Annotated in this window: 16 protein-coding genes; 1 reads left to right on the top strand and 15 read right to left on the bottom strand. The window is 45.2% G+C overall.

What is annotated here, in order from left to right; genetic code table 11:
- Positions 1 to 16: 16 nt before the first annotated feature.
- The 5 genes from ACDJ58_RS13435 to ACDJ58_RS13415 all read right to left on the bottom strand — a co-directional run bounded on the left by ACDJ58_RS13435 (position 17) and on the right by ACDJ58_RS13415 (position 4,526).
- A complete protein-coding gene (locus ACDJ58_RS13435; RefSeq protein WP_413378659.1) occupies positions 17 to 733 on the bottom strand; it encodes an N-acetylmannosamine-6-phosphate 2-epimerase in 717 nt (238 codons plus the stop codon).
- 5 nt (positions 734 to 738) lie between these two features.
- Positions 739 to 2,268, bottom strand: a complete 1,530-nt coding sequence (locus ACDJ58_RS13430) for a maltose/glucose-specific PTS transporter subunit IIC (protein WP_413379661.1) — start codon at positions 2,266 to 2,268, stop codon at positions 739 to 741.
- Positions 2,269 to 2,575: 307 nt separating this feature from the next.
- Positions 2,576 to 2,929 carry a hypothetical protein gene (locus ACDJ58_RS13425; RefSeq protein ID WP_413378657.1) on the bottom strand — a complete coding sequence of 118 codons (354 nt, stop codon included), beginning with the start codon at positions 2,927 to 2,929 and terminating at the stop codon, positions 2,576 to 2,578.
- Between the two features lie 28 nt (positions 2,930 to 2,957).
- Positions 2,958 to 3,209, bottom strand: a complete 252-nt coding sequence (locus ACDJ58_RS13420; RefSeq protein ID WP_413378655.1) for a hypothetical protein — start codon at positions 3,207 to 3,209, stop codon at positions 2,958 to 2,960.
- Positions 3,210 to 3,377: 168 nt separating this feature from the next.
- The gene (locus ACDJ58_RS13415; RefSeq protein WP_413378653.1) at positions 3,378 to 4,526 is read right to left on the bottom strand and encodes a GntR family transcriptional regulator; all 1,149 of its coding nucleotides are present in this window, start codon (positions 4,524 to 4,526) and stop codon (positions 3,378 to 3,380) included.
- 307 nt (positions 4,527 to 4,833) lie between these two features.
- Here ACDJ58_RS13415 and ACDJ58_RS13410 point away from each other — a divergent pair, with 307 nt between their 5' ends.
- Entirely contained in the window at positions 4,834 to 6,888 is a 2,055-nt protein-coding gene (locus ACDJ58_RS13410; protein WP_413378651.1) for a GxGYxYP domain-containing protein, read from the top strand.
- Between the two features lie 96 nt (positions 6,889 to 6,984).
- Here ACDJ58_RS13410 and ACDJ58_RS13405 read toward each other — a convergent pair whose 3' ends face one another.
- From ACDJ58_RS13405 to ACDJ58_RS13360, 10 genes are all read right to left on the bottom strand, one after another.
- Entirely contained in the window at positions 6,985 to 8,268 is a 1,284-nt protein-coding gene (locus tag ACDJ58_RS13405; protein WP_413378649.1) for a glycoside hydrolase family 125 protein, read from the bottom strand.
- Positions 8,269 to 8,431: 163 nt separating this feature from the next.
- Positions 8,432 to 9,580, bottom strand: coding sequence for a glycoside hydrolase family 76 protein (locus ACDJ58_RS13400; RefSeq protein ID WP_413378647.1), 1,149 nt, complete (start codon positions 9,578 to 9,580; stop codon positions 8,432 to 8,434).
- 163 nt (positions 9,581 to 9,743) lie between these two features.
- Positions 9,744 to 10,631, bottom strand: a complete 888-nt coding sequence (locus ACDJ58_RS13395; RefSeq protein WP_413378645.1) for a carbohydrate ABC transporter permease — start codon at positions 10,629 to 10,631, stop codon at positions 9,744 to 9,746.
- Positions 10,632 to 10,641: 10 nt separating this feature from the next.
- Positions 10,642 to 11,583, bottom strand: coding sequence for an ABC transporter permease (locus ACDJ58_RS13390; protein WP_413379659.1), 942 nt, complete (start codon positions 11,581 to 11,583; stop codon positions 10,642 to 10,644).
- A 111-nt stretch (positions 11,584 to 11,694) separates the two neighbouring features.
- Positions 11,695 to 13,332, bottom strand: a complete 1,638-nt coding sequence (locus ACDJ58_RS13385) for an extracellular solute-binding protein (protein WP_413378643.1) — start codon at positions 13,330 to 13,332, stop codon at positions 11,695 to 11,697.
- 218 nt (positions 13,333 to 13,550) lie between these two features.
- Positions 13,551 to 15,203, bottom strand: coding sequence for a sensor histidine kinase (locus ACDJ58_RS13380; RefSeq protein ID WP_413378641.1), 1,653 nt, complete (start codon positions 15,201 to 15,203; stop codon positions 13,551 to 13,553).
- Positions 15,172 to 15,927: a response regulator transcription factor gene (locus ACDJ58_RS13375; protein WP_413378639.1), complete on the bottom strand. Its 756-nt coding sequence runs from the start codon at positions 15,925 to 15,927 to the stop codon at positions 15,172 to 15,174. The genes ACDJ58_RS13380 and ACDJ58_RS13375 overlap by 32 nt, the downstream gene beginning before the upstream one ends.
- Positions 15,928 to 16,151: 224 nt before the next feature.
- Positions 16,152 to 17,033, bottom strand: coding sequence for a carbohydrate ABC transporter permease (locus ACDJ58_RS13370; RefSeq protein WP_413378637.1), 882 nt, complete (start codon positions 17,031 to 17,033; stop codon positions 16,152 to 16,154).
- Between the two features lie 15 nt (positions 17,034 to 17,048).
- Positions 17,049 to 17,939: a carbohydrate ABC transporter permease gene (locus tag ACDJ58_RS13365; RefSeq protein WP_413378635.1), complete on the bottom strand. Its 891-nt coding sequence runs from the start codon at positions 17,937 to 17,939 to the stop codon at positions 17,049 to 17,051.
- A gap of 52 nt (positions 17,940 to 17,991) precedes the next feature.
- A complete protein-coding gene (locus ACDJ58_RS13360; protein ID WP_413378633.1) occupies positions 17,992 to 19,266 on the bottom strand; it encodes an ABC transporter substrate-binding protein in 1,275 nt (424 codons plus the stop codon).
- Between the last annotated feature and the right edge of the window lie 80 nt (positions 19,267 to 19,346).

The raw sequence follows: 19,346 nt of genomic DNA, 5'->3' as shown, positions 1-19,346 counted from the left end.
TGTTGATTTCTTCTTTTTATTGGACAGAAGGAGAAGGCTTTTTCAATTTTGCAATTTCAGAGACAAAACGTTCCGTTATTTGTTGAGGACGCGTAATGGCTCCACCAACAACAACACAATAGACTCCAGCTTCCAGACACGTTGCTGCCATCTCCGGTGTCATGATATTCCCTTCCGCAACTACAGGCGTTTGTACGCTAGTTAGAATTTCTTTCAAGGCTGCAAATTGATTATCATACAGCTTAAGCCCTGCTGTCTCCTCTGTATAGCCGACCAATGTGGAGGAGATCAGGTCAAAACCAAGTCGTTCTGCATTGACGGCTTCCTCTTTGGTTGAAATATCCCCCATTAATAGAAGTTGAGGATGTTTGGTGCGAATTTCATGTACGAATTCATCCAATGATTTACCATCCGGCCGTGCACGCAAAGTGGCATCAACCGCAACAATCTCTGCATGGACCTCGGCAAGCTCATCCACTTCCAAGATCGTTGGTGTAATAAATACGGGATTGGTTCCGTAGTTTCTTTTCACAATACCTATGACGGGAAGATCAACCTGTTCCTTGATCTCTTTCACATCTGCCGCAGTATTCGCCCGAATACCGATCGCTCCCCCCTCTTTTGCTGCGATTGCCATGCGTCCCATAATCAGCGAACTATGAAGTGGCTCGTACTCCAAAGCCTGACATGATACAACGAGACCGCCTTGTAAACCTAATTTATCTAAATTCATCGCAATTACTCCGTTTCCATAATTTCTTCGATTTCATTTTTGATCACGGTAACCTGAGGGCCATAAATAACCTGCACTCCGTTACCGACAAGTACTACCCCTTTGGCTCCAGTAGCTGTAAGTGCATCCTTTTGAACCTTCTCGATATCCTTCACGGATACGCGAAGCCGCGTTGCACAGCAATCCAATTCGTTAATATTGTCTGCACCGCCAAGTCCATTCAGGATAGCGATGGAACGTTCTTCACCTTTCGTTGATACGGGTGTATTGGAGTGCTGACTTGGCGTTTTGGCGTCTGGCTCCGATGTTACCTCTTCCTCACGTCCCGAAGTTTTTAAATTGAGCTTCACGATCAAGATTCGGAAGGTGAAGTAATAAAGGAAGAACCAGACCACACCGATGATGGGAACAATAATCCAGTTCGTTTTGGCATTACCCTGAAGTACCCCGAATAAGATAAAGTCGATTAATCCACCTGAAAAAGTCTGACCGATTGTAATCTCAAAAATATGTGAAAGCATAAATGCCAAACCATCAAATACGGCGTGAATGACATACAGGATTGGAGCAACAAACAGGAATGAGAATTCCAGAGGCTCCGTAATTCCTGTTAGGAACGAAGTGAGTGCCGCAGACAACATCAATCCGCCAACTATTTTCTTACGTTCAGGCTTGGCCGTATGATAAATAGCGAGGGCCGCACCGAGCAAACCAAACATCATTGTGATAAAACGTCCTGACATAAATCGGGATGTTCCCGAGAAGAACTTCTCGGTTGCAGGGTCTCCCAGTTGAGCAAAGAAAATATTCTGTGTTCCTTCGTAAACTTTTCCCGCAACCTCCATTGTTCCTCCAACTCCCGTCTGCCAGAAAGGCAGATAAAAGATGTGGTGCAAGCCAAGTGGACCCAGCATCCGTAAAACAAATCCGTAAAACAGTGTTCCGATATAGCCTGTTCTATCGACCAAACTGCCAAGCTGTGCTATGCCGAGCTGGACGGTTGGCCAGATCAGGAACAAAGCAATACCAATAAAGATGGCCGCAAAAGATGAAACGATAGGAATGAAACGTGAACCTCCAAAGAATCCTAAGAATTGAGGAAGTTCTATTTTGTTGTACCGATTATGGAGCCATGCGGTAACCAATCCGACGACGATGCCTCCGAGTACACCGGTTTGCAGGGTTTGAATTCCGAGTACCACACCTTGACCGGCACTAGCCAAATGATCTGCGGCAAGTTTCCCCGAATTGACCAACATCGCATTGATCGATGCATTCATGACCAGATAAGCCAGTCCTGCTGCCAAACCTGCTGTACCTTTGTCCGCCCTGGCAAGTCCGACGGCTACACCAATGGCAAAGATCAAAGCCAGATTATCAAATACAATACTTCCTGCACTGCTCATAACCGTAAACACTTGCTGTAACCATGTGATTTGCAAAAATGGATACGAGTTAATCGTATTGGCGTTGGACAAGGCCCCTCCAATCCCCAGTAATAGACCCGCCGCTGGTAAAACAGCAATAGGAAGCATAAACGATTTACCAAACTTCTGAGCCTTCTCAAAATATTGCTTCACAGTGATATCCACCTCTCTAAAACTATTTTCATTTACATAATAATTATGAAAATGGTTTTCGTCAACATAAATTTAAATCGCTTTCATAACGTGTGAGGTCTGAATCATTTGATGAATAACATGGTTCAAATATAATTATTTCCAGCTTAGCTAAGCTCAGTCTTTTTTGTTCAATGCAAAAAAAGCCGCCAATATGGCGACTTTATTGTGTTCATATTCTTCCCCGACGATTCCAAACCCTAAACCTGAATCGTACATTATTTTAAATTTTAGTTACAAGTTTTACCGACCCATTCATGCCCGAAGGTAGTGATGACTTTCCGTATAGATTCTCCAGTGTATTAGCCACATGAATGTCGATTACATTATTACCTCGCACCATATAAGACGTGACATTCCAAACCCCAGTTACTTGTTCGGATTCCACGGTTAATGTTGTCTGATCTTCTATAGCAAATGAACCAATCAGATAAGCAGGAAAGGAAATGGCTGGCATAGGCTTCAGCAATGAAACCGTGAGAACTTCGAGTTCATTCTCGCCCTTCACCAGGTGATTTGTAATGTCCACACCAGCGTAATGAATATCTTGCCACAGTGATGGCCAGAGTGCTTTCATCCGTACTCCATTAACAAAGATTTCAACATTACGTCTGCGTTGGAGGAAACCAATATGCGATGGAATTTTTTGCTCCATCCAGATAGCTGTTGTAGGTCCCCCAAGCAACTCCTGTCATCAAATGGACCACATATCCTTTTTCTTTCCACTTCAGAATGCGTTCCTGCATCGACTCATCAATCCCGTAAACCATCACAAAGTCAGTCTGCAGATCATAATCGGGATGGTAAGCAGCAGATTCTTGAAATCCGGTACGCTCTTCCTTTCGATCTCTTGCCATCTTCTTAACCTCCCCAAGCTCGTATTTTATTTGGGTTGAAATGTATGACTATCCATCATTTTCTAGACTATAATATATGATATGAATATATTCAATATGTTTTTTTATGCAAACATAAAAAAACCTTCTCCGCTTCTCTACGGAAAAGGTTTTCTTTTCTTGTGAAAATTAAGCTTGAGGAACCGTTCCGGTGGTTTGACGTACGACCAGCTCGGGTTCAATCAGCATTTTGCTATAACTTTTCGCTTCCCCATGACCACGTAATACTTCAAGTAATTTAGCAGCAGCCCGATACCCCATATCCCGCTCAAATTGCTTAACATGGGTAAATATACTGAATTCCTCCACGATTGAGGTGGGATCATCGAAGCTTACAATCGATACATCTTCAGGCACTCGAAGCCCTGCTTGCTTGGCCATTTGATAGATTTGCACACCCAACCTGCCGTTAAGCGAAACATAGGCTGTGACCATTCGATTTTGGATATATCGATACAAGGGGTGGGCCTCCGCTTCCTTAAGTTCACTTAATGGTTGGAAATCCGTAATCATATGAGCAGGATTGATTAACGCGCCTTTGCCCTTTAAAGCCTCAATATAACCTTCGATCCGCTCCTGAACCGTAACTGTCTGAAGGGGAGAATCGGAGCAAATAGCGATATCCCGGTGTCCGAGCTCCCATAGATGCTCCACAGCTAGCCTTGTGCCCCGTCTGCCATCTGCCGCAATATAATGTGTCTCGACCCCTGGCAAATAACGATCCATCAGTACAAAAGGAAAACCCGAGAGCTTCATGCCGAGGATCTCCTCGTTGTAGTTCTCTTCATCAACAGGAAAGATTAACAGACCTTCTGCCCCAAGCGCCTTCATTTCCTTGATGACATCCTTCTCTTTATCCACCTTGCCATGCGTAAACATGATCATGCTGCGATATCCTTCCTCACGCAAGGTTTGCTCAATTCCCTCAACCAGCCGTATGGCAAAATAATCATGGATGGAGGGCACAATGATGCCAATCATTCCTGTAGACAGTGTCCCCTCTCTACCTCTCATTGTGGTCGCTTGCGTTGAGGTCACAGAAGCACTATCCGCTTCTTCAGCTACAAAACTGCCTTTCCCCGGCACACGCGCAATTAACTTTTCATTTGCTAATCCGGTCAAGGCATTGGCAACCGTAATTTTACTAACCTGAAACTGATCCATCAGTTCCTTCTCAGTCGGTATGCGATCACCGGGTTTCATATTTTCTTGAGTTATGACATGTCTGATATAGTCCTGGATTTGTTGATACAGTGGAATTCGATCATTTGTACTCATTTTGATCACATCACCAATTCATTCATAATATTTGAGATATATAATATATCCTTTCACCTGCAAGTGCAATAAACAAGCTGAGCTTATCTGCAGTTGCAAAGAACATCTCCTTGATATCATCGCATTTAATATGCCTGATTTCCAGGAATAATGGGAAGTTTTGTCGAACCCCTTGTAAAATTATATATGAATATATTTAATATGTGTTGGATAGAGATGTGTGGATTGGCTTTTGGCCACAAAAGGAGGGTGGGTATTACGAAGGCACATACTCTAATTTCTGACTATAACAAGGAGTGAATTCGCCATGGCTCGTAGATTCAGGATGCTCTGTTTAGCTTTCATATGTGCTTTTTCATTAACCGCCGGCGCTGCTTCAGCTTCGGAAACGGATGTACAGACAGCTAAACCTGATGGGTCCAAACACCGTGAACTGCCAAGTTTCAAAACGCCAAAACATTTGGATGCAGCCGACATCTATGATGCGCCAGGTGACATCAAATTGTTGCTGGGAACATTACAGGGAATCGTTAACAGAGAACAACCCCGAATTTATCTGATTGAGTCCCAGGAAGAAGGAAAACTGACCTGGCTTAAGGACATTAAGGTGCCTTACACGCTTCATCAGGATTATTGGGAAGTGTTCTCTGCTTATCGCAGCGAAGTCAAAGGCATGATTGTATATGATCCCAAAGTACCTGATACGATCAACGTAGCAACCACGCTCGCAGGACTGAAGAATGCTGTGGTTGCCAGTCCCGAGTTAGCAGTCAAATTGTCCAAAGCCCCTTACAAATTGAAGATTATGGATGACCTGCGGGGTAAATTCAATAGTGGGATAGATGCCTATACCTGGCAATATGAGAATCTGTGGAAGAAAACGAACCACCAGATGTTAATTGGACTTGATCCGGATACAGCGATTCGCATCCCATCAGGCATGCCTGAATCCTTTGTTACGATTGCGGAGGAAAAACAACAGATTCGGGATGCAAGCAACCGTAATACGTATTCCCTGGACCTTTCTTCACTCTTGGGAAAATCTTCGGTATATCTCCGATTTGATGACGCCTTTACTCAAGATGGCTGGGGACCGGCTGTACATGAGATTACGGTCAAGGCGGATGGAAAAGAGATCGCTAACTTCATTGCAGGAACACCGGAAGAAGAACAATTCCTCTATGACAGACAGAATTCCAAGGTTGCTGAAGGAGAAGGCGGCCACCGTTTCGCCGATAATGGCAATTATTTTGTTTATGAATTCAGTCCTCCTGCAGGTACTCAGAACCTGACGGCTGAAGTGGACATGTGGAATCAGTATAAAGTATCCGCGGGTAATATCCGCCCTCTCTCCGCTGAGCAACGGGAGCCCTATGCATATTTAAGGGATTATGCAGTCGCTAATAAAGCGATGGTATTCTGGTTGGATTCCAATGTGCCTGAGCAAAAAGCACTCTTCGAGAAGATCATGTCTGACGTAAAACCAGGAACTCCTTACCTTGGCTGGTTTAGCAATGATGTCGAAGGTGAGTTCAGCTCCGTTGAGATCGCATCTCGATATGGTGTCTATGTTCTCGCTGCCGATTGGTTCAGCAACCTGACTGTTTTCTCGGGAACAAAGCCGAAACTCACCCCGGTGAAAAAATCTCCGCGACCTGCGTTGGAGAACAAAATCTATGTAACGTATACCTTTACGGAAGGCGATAATTTTCAGTATAACCAGCATCGCATGCGTGTGATGTGGGATGATCCGGCTAGGGGTAAGGTTCCGATTAACTGGACTTCAAGCCCGCTTCTCTACGAAGGCGCACCAGCAATATTGAATTATTATGTGAACACAGCAACTCCGAATGATCTGCTGATCGCAGGACCGTCCGGTGCAGGATACTTCTATCCGGGGGCATGGCCCGACTCAAGCTTCCGGCAATTTTTGCAGCAAACCGAAAAATATATGAAAAAGACCGGCATGACCATTCCTTATGTTTTGAACCGTGTAGACAGTGAGAATGTACCTCTCACGCCATTTAAAGCCAAGGCTTACGCGCAGGATTATAATGCACCCGGCTTATTCATCAGCTATGAAGACAACTATGGTGTGGAAATCGTTGACGATAGCCTGCCCGTATCCACAATTCGTGGAATAAGTACGGTGCAGGACGGATTACAGGTGCTGAATGAAGCGAAAGCGAATTGGGATGGCAAGTCCCCGTTGTTCGTTTCTCTTGGATTGCTTGCATGGAGTACGACCCCATCCGATGCACTGGCGATCACTGAAGAACTCGGAACAGAATTCAAGGTCGTTCGTGCTGATGACTATTTCTCCTTAATCCGAGAAAGTTACCACTTACCTGTTAGCAAGTAATAACCTTACTTATAATGAATCTGCAGACGCATAAAAGCATCGTACCCCTGATATACCGGGTACGATGCTTTTTTCGGATGAAACCACACCGCTGATTTACCGTTTAACAGTGACACCGGAACATAACAGCACCAGTTCACAAAACATCATATTAGCCCAGGAAAACCAAGGGCGAGTAAATTCCTCCGGTCGATCCACATGAAATCCCTCATGCATAAATCCGGTTCCACCGTCTGTTGCAAGCAGCAACTCAAGAAGACGCTGCTGTTCTGCAGTATCCTTTGCGGTCATGCCTTGCATCGCCAGCGCAATATGCCAGATGTATCGATCCGGTGTATGAGGACTACCAATGCCAGATGCCGCCGCCCCCCGGTAGAAGTACGGATTGCGCTCACTCAGGATAAATTGCCGTGTATTCACATAGACCGGATCATCTGCATTTGAATAACCCAGGTAAGGAATGGATAGCAAGCTGGGAACATTGGCGTCGTCCATCAGATTGGTCGAGCCAAGCCCATCCACTTCGTATGCATAAATGGAACCGCATTGATCATCCTCTACCACACCATACTGGTGAATACCCGCATTAATCTGTGTGGCAAGGTTCTCTGCCGCTTCTGCAAGCTCCTCATCCATTAAAATCTCCTTAGCAATTTCTGTGACATATCGGAGTACAACCACTGCGAACATATTTGAAGGTACCAGATAACCGTACGTACAGGCATCATCACTCGGTCTGAAACCGGACCAGGTCATACCGGTATATCCCGTTTCCGACCCTCTGCCGTCTCGAATAAGGGTATCTGATGGCGGGCAATTGCTGCGCTCAAAAGTATAAGCGGAGTCCGTCTCATGTCGCTGCTCTCTCTTCCACAACTCGATAATTTGCCTTACACCTGCGCGGAATGTTTCATCCAAATGATCAATCCTGCCGGAATTCTTCCACAACAGATAACTGAGCTGGATCGGATAACATAGCGAGTCGATCTCGTATTTACGCTCCCAAATCCACAGGCTCATGTCGGTGGCATCATTCTGATGTCCTTTACCGTCGGCCAATTCATTGAAAGCATTCGCATAAGGATCTTGCAAAATATAATCAAATTGACGTCGTACCACGCCTTGAATCATGTCCCCGATCTCAGGGTCCTCTGATAGGACCAGGAAAGGTCTTACTTGTGCTGCAGAATCGCGCAGCCACATGGCGGGTATATCGCCCGTAATAACAAAAGTTGAACCGTCCTCCATGCGCTTTAAGGTGGTGTTCCAGGTGTTAGCCAAGCATTGCTCTAACATGTCTGCTGTACGCTCCGATTGCTTTTCCCGCACTATTTCCGTCAAACGTCTCATTGCTTCTGGGAGTTCTGTAATTGAATGCATTTTACGTACCCCTCTCATTGCAAAATATGATGAAAATCCCGTTCCCTATGATGGAATTACAGTCTCATAAAACAGCACCGCATGATCTTTCTCTTGGAAAGACTCATGCAGGTGCTGACCTCTAATAATTACTATCCTATTAACCTATCTTCCACTCAAACGGCTACTTTTTCACTGGTTTTTCCGGTTTACCTAGCTTATCCGCTTTGCCTGCTTCCAGCTTTGCAGCTCCTTCCAGCAGAAATACGCCGCTGAGCTGAGCGGTAAGGTCAAGTGGGTTCTGGGCTGATTTGCCCCAAGCCTGACCGAATAATCCAGTTTCCCGGCTGCCTTTCAGTAAGGCATCGGCATTGCGATAGACTGCCTTTTTCAGGCTCTTGTTATGCCCGATTTCATACAACTCAACCATGTAGCGGATCAGTATGCCTTTGAACAACGCACCGTCCCCGTCCCCATCCTCTTTAAATATGCCAGTCTTCTCATCCGTTAAGGTCTTCAAAGAACCTGCTGCCGTTTTCTCGGCATCTTTCAAATACGTCTTCTTCCCTGTTATCCGGTAGAGTTCAACACCCGCTCCGATAAACGTGCCTTGATTGTACGTGAAGATCCATGCTTCATTCACATCCAGTGTGCCATCCTCCTTCAGCACCAAACCATCCGCTACCAGGCCCGTTTTCGGATTAACCAGATGTTGTTTCTCCCAATCATATATTTTTTTGGCCCATTCCAGATCCCGCGCATCACCAAAACGTTCATACAACCTTGCAGCCAAGATAGCGGCAGGCCCGTTGGAGCATGCATTTCGGTTATAACGCTGATCCTTTTTCCAAGCCATACCGCCAAGCTCATCTTCCCACCAGGCGGTCTTAATGTCATCCCACAACTCCAATACGTATCCCTTCATCTCTTCGCTGCCTGTTGCATCATACAGACGAAGCCCGGCGAGCGCGAGCCATTCCATATCATCGTAGAATTCATTGTGAAGTGAACCATTGCGGGCAATGATACTGCGAACGAGTTCTTCCGCTCGCTCAGTGTACGCCTTGTCTCCTGTACGTTCGTATCCATCCACCAATGCATCGACCGCATGAGCCTTCCACCAGTAATTCAAGGCATGTTCACCTTCTGGTGTTGATGGATAAGCATTATTCATCATTTTTGATGCATCGTTCCAGTAGTACTCATGCAGTTTCTCTTGCGCCCACTGCGCCTGATCGGCATAGCGATTCTTGCCGCCGCTTGTTGCCCCCATGGTGGTGACCAGAATAATGCTGAGTACCAGCGTGAGGCTCACCATTTTCCTTTTGCTCATCAGATCCCTTCCCTTCTCCAGTCGACGTATAATTAACAGTTCACTCGTAAAGCAGTAGTGCCAATCCCTTGCTCCAGCTCTGTTCGTGCCTGTCCTTGACGGTGTTCCTTCACCCCCTTCCACATTTCTCAGGCAGAACGGCTAATGATGCTGGTAACCAGAATTATTCCTTTACGGCCCCAAGTACGATTCCGTGGATTAGATAACGTTGCAGAAAAGGATAAATCAGCAGAATGGGAATCATGGATACCAGAATTTTGGCAGAATTCAACGTTGTATTAGAGATTTTATTAAACTGCTGCAGCTGTTCGACCGAAAGATTCTGCATCTGATCCCGTGTGAGGCTGAGCTGCTGCAGATAGGTCTGGAGCGGTATTTTGGAGCTGTCGTTAATCAGAATGATCCCGTCAAAGAAATTGTTCCAGTGTCCGACAATGACAAACAGCATGATCGTTGCCAGGCTCGGCATGGAAATGGGGATGAAAATTTTGAGCAGAATTTTAAGCGGACTGGCACCGTCAATGAATGCGGCCTCCTCCAATTCCTTTGGAATTCCCTTGAAGAAGTTCATGAGGAGAATCACATTAAAGACAGGAACTGCCCCTGGCAGAACCAGCGCCCAAATGCTGTTAATTAACCCTAGCTTGCTGATGACCATATACCATGGAACGATTCCGCCGCTGAAAAGCATTGTAAACACAATAATCCACATATATGTGTTTCTCGATCTGAATTGTGTGACGCTTCGTGACAACGGATAGGCCATGAGAATGGTCAAAATCATGTTGATTGCTCCCCCAAGCACCACCCGCTCGACCGAGATGAAAAAAGCCTTCCAAAACTTCGTATCATTCAGAATCTGGCCATACGATGAGAAATTCAGCTCCACTGGAAAAAAGTAGACCCGACCTGCATTAACAGCTGTACTGCTGCTGACGGACACCATAATGGTATTGACGATTGGCGCCAAGGACATGAATGTAATCAGAATTAACGCAAACATAATCAACAGGCGGGATAGCCTGGAGCCGAGCGATTTGGATTGAATCATGCTAACCCTCCTAGAAAATTCTGTACCCCGCATACCTCGAAGCCAGTCTGTAGGAAATCACGATCAGAACAAAGCTGATCACCGATTTCATCAATCCAATCGCTGTTGCAAATGAATATTGCATGTTGATCAGACCCATACGATACACAAAAGTATCGATAATATCGCCCGTTTCATATACCAGCGGATTATACAGGTTAAACACCTGATCAAAACCTGCATTCAGCACATTGCCAAGACTTAGTGTGCCCAGCAGGATAATTGTCGGGAACATACCCGGCAGCGTGATATTCAGCGTCTGTTTCCAGCGACTTGCGCCGTCCATTGCTGCAGATTCGTACAATGCAGGGTTGATTGCCGTTAATGCAGCCAGATAGACAATCGTCCCGTAGCCAAATTCCTTCCATGTATCCGTCACAATGAGCAGCGGCCTGAACCAGTCATTACTCGCCAGAAACATAATCCGCTCCAGACCGAGAAACTCAAGGAAGTTGTTTACCATACCATCGAAAGAAAAGATCATGGTCAGCATCGTGCCCAGAACCACCCAGGACATAAAATGCGGCAAATAGACGATGGTTTGAATTGTGCTCTTGAATACTTTCAGACGCACCTCATTTAACAGCAGGGCGAATACGATGGGTACAATCAACCCTAGAGCAATCTTTCCAACTGCGATAACCAAAGTATTAATGAAAATCTGCTTTGCGTCCGGCAGTTGAAACATATACGTGAAATTGGATAGCCCTGCCCACTTTGACCCGAATATTCCTTTGGCGGGAATGAACTTTTGGAATGCCATCACGACCCCGAACATCGGAACAATTGAGAAAATGAACAGCATGATCATGCCAGGCAGCAGCATAAAATGATAGGTCATTTCATCAAAGGTTTTACGTTTCTTTTTCCTCCGGTAACGCACTTCCCGCTCTTGATTAACGGTTGTTTCCATTTGAGCCATTGTCCCTTCACCTCCATCATGTGCCTAATTGGACAGGCTTTATCGGCGAAAGCCCGTGCGGAAGGCCACGATCAGGCTTCCGCACCTAAGCTCACGCAATCGTCATCTGTTGCTCATCTCGTTAACTTCTTCTGTAATCTCATCTCCACCCGTACGTTTCCAAGTGTCGACAAACTTATCGAATTCATCTACAGGCGCTTCCCCCATAATGATCTTGAGCATGGTTTCCTCTTCGAGCTTCTGCAGATTCGCCCACTTCAGCTTCATTGTTTCGGTTGTTCCATAAAAGCCTGCGTGGATTACTTCCAGGTTCGGATTGTTCGCCTCACGCTGCCCTTCGATCCGGGAGAGATATTCACCGTAGGTGTTTGCATCGATCGCATTTCCTTTTTCTTTGAATTCCTGATAGGCCTTGAAAGAAACCACTCGATCTTCCTGAACAGCAGAAGCATCACCTGCCTCATCTGCCTTGATCAGATCATCGTAATAACGCTTGAGTACATCATCATAATCCACTTGCATCGGAATCTGGGTAGGATCATTGTTCCAGCGGCTTGCATCGGTCAGCAACTCGTCGGGATGCTCTGTCTTGTAATTGATTGCGTCTTCCGTTAAGGAGTACAGAAAATCTGTTGTTAAATTGACTGATTTCATGATCGCTTCAGGATGCGCAAAGTCCTTCTTCACAACGACGATACCACCGCCCACCGGATCTTGCCGGATCGTCTTGAACTTGCCATTCTTATCAACTGGTGCAGATACGGCAACCCAGACTGCTTCAGGATCTTGCTTAATGGAATCCTTGTAGTTGGTGTAGCCGATCCACCATGGATTAAATACCATTCCGGCCTGTCCGTTGATGACGAGAGCTTCCTTCTCTTCACTCGACCGGACAGCAAACTGCTTATCAATCAAACCTTCTTTATACATGGCGCTCAGCTCTGTCAGCGCTTGCTTCACTTCGGGTTGAACAGATCCATATTCAACCTGACCGTTCTTCTGAATCCAGTTCATCGGAAAGGCACCGTGTGCAGCAAAGATGGGCGTAAAGTTCATCGCATTGGAATCCATGACCATACCTACCGTCTTGCCTGTTCCCGAAACGTCCTTCTCCACAAACGTTCTCGCGAGATTCCATACATCCTCGACAGATTCCGGCAGCTTCGCGCCTACTTTATCCACCCAGTCCTTCCGGACCCACAGCAATTGGTGCTGGTTTCCGATATTCGTCATGGGAAGACCCATGATTTTTCCGTCCACCTTTACCTGATTCAACAGCAAATCTCCATAGGAACCATAAATATTTTTCACACCTTCGGATGCTGTCTTCTCGTAAACCTCTGTCATGTCGGCAATGAGATCGTTATCCACCAGTTGATTAAATATTTCTCGGCTGACAAGCATTACATCCGGCAGGTCGCCAGTCGTCATCGAGAGTGACAGCTTCTGATCCATATCATCTGTTTCCCAAGCCACCTTGGCTTTGACATTCACCCGGTCTTCTACATAGCGCGTAGCCAAATTGTTTTCAATGGTATCGCCGGCAGGCAGATTGTTCACATGATTGGTATTTCGGCCAATCGTAAATTCCACGGGTGTCTCATATTTACCATAAGGTTCATAGTCCTGTTGTGAAATTTGCGGTTGTGCGCTCTCGTTATTGCCCCCGGTACAGCCACTGATTACAGCCATCATCATGCTTCCGATCAGCAGCGTAGCCATCTTACTGCGCTTCTTCATTCTGTCATCCCCTTTATCTGATTTGCTTTTGATAACCAAATTGTATGCGTTTTCATATTTGGCGTATATGCCACATTTTTCGGATATGTATCACTTTTTTTATGACCTCCAATTTACTTTATTTCTCTGGATTAAAAGTTTATAACAGTAACAAATAAGCGGTCGCAACAGCAACCGCTTCAGTACTAACGCTATGTTTTTAATGTAAACACACACAATCATGTAGCAGGAAGGACGATTGATACTTCCGTTCCGCTGCCTGGCTCACTATGAATAACGAGCCCGTAATCCCGACCATAATACAGCTTGATCCGGTCATTAACGTTCCGAACACCACATCCGCCGTTATCTCCTGTTAACAACCCTGCCGTCTGCACTGGCGTCATGCCAACACCGTTATCACGAACAGTTAATTTAATCCCTTCTCCCACCCGGTTAACTGTAATGTGAATGCGATAATCTATCGCATCTGCCTCCACAAAACCATGCTTGATGGCATTTTCCACAATCGGCTGCAAAATAAAATGAATCACCTCGGTATGTAATACCTCGTCATTGATATGGTAATCCACATCAAATCGACCATCGTTCATGATGAGCTGCAAATCCAGATACGCCTTAATATGCTGTACCTCAGCCTCAATGGTGGCCATATTCTTCCCCTGGTTTAGTGTTGTTCTATAGAAACGGGCTAATGCGGATACCATATAACTCGTTTCTATATCTGCCCTTTTCTCGGCCCTCCAGCGTATAAATGAAAGTGTATTATACAGGAAGTGAGGGTTGATCTGACTAATCAACTTGTTATACTCACTTTCCTTCTTTGCAATTTCGGCGTGATACACCTGGGAGATCAGGCTGTTGATCCTTGTCAGCATTTTACCGATACCGTTAGTCAACTCACCAAATTCATCCCTGGATGAACTTCGGATAATTACATCCAGATTGTTCCGCTCCACCTTGTCCACTTTGTTCTTGATATGGATAATTCTTTGCGTAAAGTTATTAGAAATGACATAAATGAGCAGGAAGGTAATAATCAGGCTGAGGATGATGACAAACAGCGTAATTTGAAAAATACTCATTGCATTGGCGTACGCATTGGTATTCAGCAGATTATAGTGAATCGTCCAGCCGTTGTTGGCGAGCGGGCGACTTAGACGCAGATCACCAGACTTCCCAACCTTCGATTCTGCGGCCACAGCAGCACGCTCGTGGTTTTCCTGGAATATCACATGCTGCTTCGCGTCCTCAATATGAACAGCTACATGTTCCGACAGATTGTCCAGATCTGCAAAGATGCTATCATGCTGAATGGAGATCACCATAAAATTGCTGTCTTTTGGGTTGCTGATCAGTTCCTGAACGAGAAAAAGCTTCTCCCCATCCACAATCCAGCGCCTGCCTCGAAATCCGTCATACCAAGCCTTACTCTTGAGATCCCCAATTGGCAAAATATTATTGCGGATTCCCAATAACTCCCCGGATGTATAAAAGGTAATGCCTTCAATATCATCGTCCATCAGCCGGATGTTCGAGATCAATGGCTCCAGAATGTCCCGGAAATCCAGGTACATATTATAATAATTTTCCTCGTAGTCTTTCGTAAATATTTGCGATAAGTCCCGATTAAGCACCATGAACTCACTTAGCGTATTGTAGCGATTAATCTTATAATCCATAATGTTGGCCACCTGCTCCAGACTCGCTTCAGCTTCGCTCCGCAACTCCTTCATTTGAATACGGTAGGACTGTATGAAGGAGAGCAGTCCCAGCAGAAGGATCGGAATGAGTGCAATCACCAAATGGGATAACAGCAGCTTGTTTCGGAACCTGATATCATTGAATTTGCTCTTGATCCATCCGATCATGAAGCACCCCGCACTCTCTGAACTGTAACGGACTGACGCCGAACCTGTTTCTGAACAGCTTCGCAAAATAAGAATGATTGTCGATGCCAACGGCCCCTGCAATATCATTGATTTTCATATTCGAATGAGCGAGCAGATGGCTTGCGCGCCGCAAACGGTAATCGGTCAAATATTTCGAGAAGTTCTCCCCAGTCTCTTTTTTAAACAAAATGCTCAAATACCCTGGAGATAGATAAACATCGTGGGCTGCCTCGGATAATGAAATATCTCTCTGATGGTTATCCTTCACATAATCCTTCACCTGTCGAATGACCTTCGATTCCACGGATTCCGGTTCGGGACCTCCGGCATGAGCACGGATCTGCGTAATATCTTCCATCACCTGTAGAAACTCTTCCCTGACCAGTGGCTTGAGCAAATAATTAACTACACCCAGCCGAATTGCACTGCGGGCATATTCAAATTCATCATAACCGCTGCAGATGACAATCTTTATATTCTGCTGCGTTTTCCTGGCTTGTTTGCTAAGCTCTAGTCCATCCATGAGAGGCATTTTGACGTCGGTGATGAGGATATCAATTGCGTTCTGAACCAGAATTCGCTCTGCGCTCTTCCCGTTCTCGGCTTCCAATACTTGAAAGGGAAAGCCGTAGTGAGAGATCAAATCCTTAATGCCTTCTCTTTGCACGCACTCATCGTCAACAACAAGAACATTAAACATCATGACATCTCCTTTGCAAGTGAAAGTGAAGGAAAAGATACGGCGGTATATTTTTTTCCATGGTATGCCAGTCATATCGTAGTATATCATAGATTTTGGAAAGGCTTTCAAAATGGTATTCCGCCACTTTTCAAGCATCGATGTCCGTGATTTAAGTGCCAGCGACATAGAAATATCATGTAAAACAACAAAAAGCCGCCAAAAAGGCGACTATTTCCGTACACATGCTATCCTTTAACCGCACCTAATGCAACGCTGCCTATAATTTGTCTGGAGAATATCGCAAAAACAATGATAATAGGCAAGATCGAGATCGCAACACCCAAATACAACAGTCCGTAATCCATTCCATAATATCCTTGCACCAGCGCAACGAGTACCGGAAGCGGGTATTTATCCAGGGAGAAGAACAGGACCAGCGGCGTGAGAAAATTATTCCACGAACCGATAAAGGTGAATATGCCAAGGGCCGAGATGGCCGGGCCCAGAATGGGCAAGACAATCTGATTGAACGTACGGAACTCCCCTGCACTATCTACACGTGCAGATTCAATAATTTCGTCTGGAATACTGCTTTCCATAAATTGTTTGATAAAAAATACATTAAATGCATTCGCCGCTGCAGGCAAAATGATCGCTGCATAGCTGTCCAGCAAGCCTAACGTACTGAACAGACGATACATCCCGATCAGTGCGAGCTGCCCAGGCACCATCATGGTAGCAAGCAAAAACAGGAATAGCCAGTTGCGTCCTTTGAATTTGAACTTGGCGAAGCCATATGCCGTCAGGGAACCGATATACAAGGATAGCACCGTAGACGTTCCGGCAATGAAAAAGCTGTTGGCAAACCCGCGCCAGATATTGATTTTGGAAGCCATGTTCGTATAATTATCCAACAGGAAGGGTCCGGGCAGAAACGTAAATGTCGATGCAATCGTTGCATTATTATGTGTAGAATAGATGAGCATGAGATAAAATGGAATGATACAGATCACGGCAAGGCTAATCAAACACAGATAAATAATGACTTTGCCCAGTGTCAGACGCCTCGCAGAATCGTATTGCTGTAGAATGACTTTTTGTTGTTCGACTGGTTTGACGGTTTGCATTTCATTTCCCCCTCCCTATGCACGGCTCTTGCGCTTCGTCATCATGAAGGATACGACCGATAGCAGGATAATGATGATGAACAGACAGAATGCAATCGCCGCCCCATAACCAAAACGTGTACTTTGGAATGCCACATTATACAGATACATAATACTCGTCATGGCTGCACGATCCGGACCACCCGTTCCATTCGTCAATGTAAACGGCTGATCGAAAATCTGAATACCCCCAATAATGGACGTGATCATCTGAAACAGAATGATTGGGCGGAGCATTGGAACGATGATATGAATGAAAATATGTTTCTTTTTCGCCCCATCCATTTGAGCGGCTTCCTGCAGAGCGGGATCAATACCCTGAAGCCCTGCCAGATAGATGACCATGGAGTAACCAAAGTATTGAAAGAACAGGATGGATGAAACGATCAATCGCATAAACCAGGGATCATTTTTCCAGTTAATTGGATCATCGATGATTCCAACTTGAACCAGAAAATGATTTAAACCGCCAGATTGCCAATCAAAGATCAGACTTACAAGCAGACCCAATGATGCAGCGGTAACGATGTTGGGAAAGAAATAAACTGCTCTGAAAATATCTCTTCCCTTAAGTAACTTGTCGTTGAGAATAAAGGCGAGTACAAGCGAAACGGTAAGTTGTGGGACTACAGAGACACCCCAGATAAAAAGAGTATTAAATAACGTCTTGTAGAACAAAGGATCTTGCAGAACAGCAATATAGTTACCCATTCCGACGAAGTCCGGCGTAGTAATCCCATCAAAGTTGGTGAAGCTGATATAGAGAGAATACAGAATGGGGTATAGCCCAAAAATGGCGAAAAGAATGAAAAACGGAGCAATGAAATAGTATCCGTAATGGTCTTTGCGGATTGACTTGGCAAACATAATTTGTACCCCCAGTCATCGGATGATTAAAAGGCATTCGCTTACTTCTAAGCTAATCCACTTCCAGCTCCGGAAATCTCAATTTGACATCACGATTGATTCGTTTTACGGCTTCTTCTTTGGTCTGAATGTCATTATTGAGATACAACTGGAGTACATTTTTGAAGATATCATTGTTAATGATTGAATCATATTTGGTTCGCTCATATACAGGAACCTGCTTGGCTGCTTCCGAGAAAAACTCAAAATGCTTCTGCCCTCCCAAATATGCTGAAGATACGGAGCCCGCAAGCTGATCATTAACGACCATGTTGCTTGTGAAATAGTCCTGTTCCTTCGCCAGCCCAGACAGAAAATCATGATTAAAGTTATAAAACTCAATAAACTTCCAGGCCAGACCCTTTTTGTCACTTTTGCTGTACATCGCAATATAAGTTCCACCGGCACTAAAAGCGGATGGCCCCGGCGCGAGACCCCACAATCCTTCGGTATCCGGAGCGTTCGCCTTAAAGGTGTATTGCAACGCCCAGGTTGCTCCCGGATAGAACATTACTTGGCCTTTTTGCATCGAAGCGGCATATCCGGCGCTACCATCATCCAACTCTGCAAGCACATGCCGCTGACGGGCTTCACGAACAAGGTCAAGCACCTTCATATAGGTGGGATCGATGACTAACTTCCCATCCTTAACCCAAGGGATACCATCATATGAATTGGATATCGCATTCCAGTTGGCAAGAGCATGAACTTTATTTCCACTTCGCTTCTCTACCTTCTCTCCAATCTCGAATATCTTCTCCCATGTATCAATTTGCGGTGCTACCTTCTCCGGATCATCCGTACCCAAATATTCTTTGGCCAAATCTCTCCGATAATAAATGCCTCCAGGCGTTCCCTGATAACCGATCGCTCTAACATTTCCTTCGCTATCCTTCTCATTGGCCTGCACAAAAGCATATTGCTCTGTAATTAGTTCATTGGCGTTATACGGTGCCTCCGATAAATTCTCCAGGTAAGGCACATCAATCAGCTCTCTTATATTTGCATTCTCGATCATAAACACATCCGGAGCCTTAGACGTTGTCTGTAGTGCAGACTTAAGCTTGGTGATGTAGAAATTGCCCGGAATATTGACAAAGTTCACCTTAATGTCAGGATATTTCTCCTCGAATTTCTCAATGGCATAACCCGCTTCATCCGTAAAACTCCAGACGGTGATCTCCTCCTGCTTGGACTGGTTGGCTCCACTTGGTTGGCAGCCGGACACCATTATCACTGCGCTTACGAGTGCAATCATGGAGATATATTTAAGCTTAAACTTCTTCATGGGCCCCCTCCTTCAAAAAGGAAACGCTTACAATTTATTAGAGTATATGGATTTTGGAGAAGGCTTTCTCCCCAAATATT

This window comes from Paenibacillus taichungensis, assembly GCF_047302525.1.
Classification (GTDB): Bacteria; Bacillota; Bacilli; order Paenibacillales; family Paenibacillaceae; genus Paenibacillus; species Paenibacillus taichungensis_B.
The sequence above is the reverse complement of the archived record's forward strand: the minus strand, read 5'-3'. Positions and strand labels throughout refer to the sequence as shown.

Excerpts from the sequence above, each read along its gene's own strand:
- ACDJ58_RS13405 (WP_413378649.1), bottom strand. The coding sequence starts at position 8,268 with ATGCATTCAATTACAGAACTCCCAGAAGCAATGAGACGTTTGACGGAA.
- ACDJ58_RS13385 (WP_413378643.1), bottom strand. The coding sequence starts at position 13,332 with ATGAAGAAGCGCAGTAAGATGGCTACGCTGCTGATCGGAAGCATGATG.
- ACDJ58_RS13365 (WP_413378635.1), bottom strand. The coding sequence starts at position 17,939 with ATGTTTGCCAAGTCAATCCGCAAAGACCATTACGGATACTATTTCATT.
- ACDJ58_RS13410 (WP_413378651.1), top strand. The coding sequence starts at position 4,834 with ATGGCTCGTAGATTCAGGATGCTCTGTTTAGCTTTCATATGTGCTTTT.
- ACDJ58_RS13390 (WP_413379659.1), bottom strand. The coding sequence starts at position 11,583 with ATGGAAACAACCGTTAATCAAGAGCGGGAAGTGCGTTACCGGAGGAAA.
- ACDJ58_RS13395 (WP_413378645.1), bottom strand. The coding sequence starts at position 10,631 with ATGATTCAATCCAAATCGCTCGGCTCCAGGCTATCCCGCCTGTTGATT.
- ACDJ58_RS13420 (WP_413378655.1), bottom strand. The coding sequence starts at position 3,209 with ATGGCAAGAGATCGAAAGGAAGAGCGTACCGGATTTCAAGAATCTGCT.
- ACDJ58_RS13435 (WP_413378659.1), bottom strand. The coding sequence starts at position 733 with ATGAATTTAGATAAATTAGGTTTACAAGGCGGTCTCGTTGTATCATGT.
- ACDJ58_RS13415 (WP_413378653.1), bottom strand. The coding sequence starts at position 4,526 with ATGAGTACAAATGATCGAATTCCACTGTATCAACAAATCCAGGACTAT.
- ACDJ58_RS13380 (WP_413378641.1), bottom strand. The coding sequence starts at position 15,203 with ATGATCGGATGGATCAAGAGCAAATTCAATGATATCAGGTTCCGAAAC.
- ACDJ58_RS13430 (WP_413379661.1), bottom strand. The coding sequence starts at position 2,268 with ATGCTTCCTATTGCTGTTTTACCAGCGGCGGGTCTATTACTGGGGATT.
- ACDJ58_RS13370 (WP_413378637.1), bottom strand. The coding sequence starts at position 17,033 with ATGCAAACCGTCAAACCAGTCGAACAACAAAAAGTCATTCTACAGCAA.
- ACDJ58_RS13360 (WP_413378633.1), bottom strand. The coding sequence starts at position 19,266 with ATGAAGAAGTTTAAGCTTAAATATATCTCCATGATTGCACTCGTAAGC.
- ACDJ58_RS13375 (WP_413378639.1), bottom strand. The coding sequence starts at position 15,927 with ATGATGTTTAATGTTCTTGTTGTTGACGATGAGTGCGTGCAAAGAGAA.
- ACDJ58_RS13400 (WP_413378647.1), bottom strand. The coding sequence starts at position 9,580 with ATGAGCAAAAGGAAAATGGTGAGCCTCACGCTGGTACTCAGCATTATT.
- ACDJ58_RS13425 (WP_413378657.1), bottom strand. The coding sequence starts at position 2,929 with ATGAAAGCACTCTGGCCATCACTGTGGCAAGATATTCATTACGCTGGT.